Origin of the sequence: Streptomyces sp. HSW2009, assembly GCF_040240285.1 — a bacterium.
Classification (GTDB): domain Bacteria; phylum Actinomycetota; class Actinomycetes; order Streptomycetales; family Streptomycetaceae; genus Streptomyces.
Window position 1 is genome coordinate 1 of the sequence record NZ_JBEHZD010000728.1, and the last position, 3199, is coordinate 3199.

Consider the following 3199-nt stretch of genomic DNA (forward strand, 5'->3'; position numbering starts at 1 on the left):
CCGAGGCCGCCCCCGCCGAGCTGGGCGCCCCACTGGGCGGCGAGCTTGCGTGCCCGGGCGCCGGCGGGCGGTACGAACTGTTGGGCGAGGGCGGGCCGCGGGAAGCGGGGGCCGGCGCCGCCGGCCGGGGCCGCGGCGCGCCGGTGCACCCACTCGGCGAGCCTGGCGGGCAGGCCGCCGGCGCTGACCAGGGTGCGCGGGTGCGGGCTGGCGAGCACCTGGTCGACGGCGGCCAGCGCCTGCGCCTCGTGCAGCGCGTACTCGGCCAGTGAGGCGCCGAAGGACTGGCCGCTGATGCTGGCGGCGGTGGCGGGCCAGGTGTCCCAGTCGACGGCCAGCCAGCGGGTGCGGCCCGCGCGGTGCCGGGCGGCGACGGCGTCCAGGAAGGAGTTGGCCGCCGCGTAGCTGCCGAAGCCGATGCCGCCGAGGACGGTGGACATCGAGGAGAACAGCAGGCAGAAGTCGACGGGCAGCTCCGCCAGGACCTTTTCCAGGGCCAGCGCGCCGTCGATCTTCGCGTGGAAGTGGGCGTCGCGCTCCTGCGGCCCGAGCCCGGAGAGCGGGCTGAGCACCTCGGCGTCGGTGATGGCGGCGAGGTGGATGACGCCGTCGAGGCCGCCGTGCCGCTCACGCACGTCGGTGACCAGGGCGCGCAGCCGCGCCTCGTCGGTGACGTCCGCGGCGACGGCCTCCACCTGCACGCCGCGCCCGACCAGCCGCAGCAGCCCGGTGAGCCGCTCGCGCAGCGCGGGTTCGGTGGCGGGGTCGGCGGCGGCCCGCTCCCAGTCCGTACGGGCGGGCAGTTCGCGGCGGCCGGTGAGGACCAGGCGGGCGCCGTGCGCGGCGCCGAAGTGTTCGGCGAGGAGCAGGCCGACGGGCCCGAGCCCGCCGGTGATCAGGTAGACGCCGTCGGCCTTGGGCACGATGGCCGGCGGGTCGTCGGGCGCCGGCGCCGGTACGTACTCCAGGGCCAGCCGCGCGCCGCCGCGCAGGGCCAGCAGGTGGTCGGCGGTGGTGGCGGCACGGTCGGTGGTGGCGGGGTCAGTGGTGGCCGCGCTCTCAGTACCGGCCGCGGGGTGGTCGAAGCCGTGCAGCAACTCCGCGTACAGGGCGGCGGCGACGGTCAGCGGCGTGTCGCCGGCGGTCCCCTCGCTGCCGGGTGCGCCGCCGGCCGGTGCGTCCGCGCTCCGTGCGTCGTCGCCCGGCATGTCGCCGGTCAGGACCGTGTCGATCGTACGGACCTGGAGGCCGGCGTACTCCTGTGGGGCGACGAGCAGCGGGCCGAAGGCGGTGGCGCGTTCGGGGGCCGGCCGGTCGGTGTCGAGCACGGCGCGCGCCGACTCGGTGGCCGCGAGCAGCGAGACCGGGTGCGGCAACCGCGCGTCGCCGAGCGCCGCGGTCAGGGCCCGCAGGCTGTCGAACCCCAACTCCCGTGCACAGTCGGCGTCTTGCGGGGAGAGCGCGCTGTCGAGACCCCACAGGTGGACGACCCAGCGGGGGGCCGGGGACGTTTCGATGAGCTGCTGGTAGTCCTGCTGTTCGGCGGGGCGTACGGTGCGGCTGCCGTCGGCGGCGGCGTCGGCCGCGGGCAAGCCGGCGGGGCGGATCAGGAGGTGGTCGACGCGGGCGGCGGCGAGCCGTTCGGCGAGCGCGTCGGCAACGCCGCGCTCGTCGGCGAAGATCCACACGGGGGCGTCGGGCAGGGCCGTCACGGGGGCCGCCGGCAGCGGTCGCGGCGTCCAGCGCGGATGGAACAGGCCCCGCGCGGCGAGCGGATCGGCCTGCTCAACTTCCTTGCCCGGTACGGGTGTTGCCGGCTGTACGGATGCGACTGCGGCGGGCTTGGCGGGGCCTGTGGTGGCGGTGTCGGCGGGTCCGGCGCTGGCCTGGGCGGGCGCCGGGTCGATCCAGTAGCGCTCGCGGCGGAAGGGGTAGGGCGGGGCGGAGACCCGACGGGGTTCGCGGCCCTCGTGGTAGGCGTCCCAGTCTACCTCGCCGCCGGCCAGCCAGAGCTGGGCCAGCGCAGTGGTGAGCACGGCCTCGCCGGTAGTCGGGTCGGCCTGGGCGGGCAGCGTGGGCAGCAGCAGCGGCCAGCGCTCGCGCGGGCAGTCGGGGTGGTTGCGGGCCATGGCGCCCAGCGACTGGCCGGGGCCGAGTTCCAACAGGATGTCGTCGCCGGCGGCGAACAGGTGGGTGAGCATGTCCGAGAAGCGGACGGTGCCGCACATGTGGTCGGCCCAGTAACCGGGGTCGGCGAGTTGCGCTTCGGTGACGGGCGCACCGGTCACGTTGGAGAGGTAGGGGATGGTGGGCGCCTGGGGGTGCAGTTCGGTGCGGGCCCAGGCGGTGAGCTCGGCCGCTGCGGGGCGCAGCGCGGCGGAGTGGAAGGCGTGGGTGGTGCGCAGCGGGCGGCTCGGCACGTCGGCCGCGGCCAGCCGGGCGGAGAGCTCGGCCACCGCGTCCACCGGCCCGGAGACGACGGTGAAGCCGGGCCCGTTGACGGCGGCGACGTCGACGCCGGTGCCGGCGAGCGGGCCGAAGCGGGCGGTGAGTTCGGCCTGGGAGAGCGGCACGGCGGCCATCGCGCCGGCCGGCAGGCCCGCGATGAGCTGCGCACGGAAGGCGGTGAGCCCCGCGGCCTCGGGCAGGGTGAGGGCGCGGGAGAGGCTGGCGGCGGCGAACTCGCCGACGCTGTAGCCGAGCAGCAGTCGCGGCTGGACGCCCCAGGACATCAGCAGCCGGCCCAGTGCGTAGTCGACGGCGAACATCGCGGGCTGGACGATCTCGGTGGCGCTGGCCGCGTCCGCCTGCCCCGCCGGCCCGGTCCGGCCGAGCAACTGGGCCAGGTCGGGCGCGCCGCTCTCCCGCTCCCCGAGGAAGCCGGCGACCGGGTTGACGCCCAGCAGGTCCTGGAAGAGCGCGGCGCAGGTGTCGATGGCGGACCTGAAGGCGGGTTCGGTGCGGTAGAGGCCGCCGACCATGCCCTGGTAGTGCTCGCCGACGCCGGCGAGCAGGAAGCCGACCTGGCGGCGGGCGGCGTCGCGGCGGGCGAAGACCCGGTGTTCGGCGTCGGCTCCGAGCGCGGCGCGCGCGGCGCCCCCCGCGGGGGCCCCCGCCCCCCCGCGGGGGGCGGCAACCCCCCCGCCGCGCGGGCGGGGGCGGGGGCGGGGGGGGCGGGGGGCGGGGGGGGGGGCGGCGG

Annotated in this window: 1 protein-coding gene; it reads right to left on the reverse strand. The window is 77.6% G+C overall.

The features are described from left to right. A partial coding sequence (locus tag AAHZ94_RS31390) for an SDR family oxidoreductase (RefSeq protein ID WP_349997108.1) occupies positions 1-3199 on the reverse strand: 3199 nt, incomplete at both ends.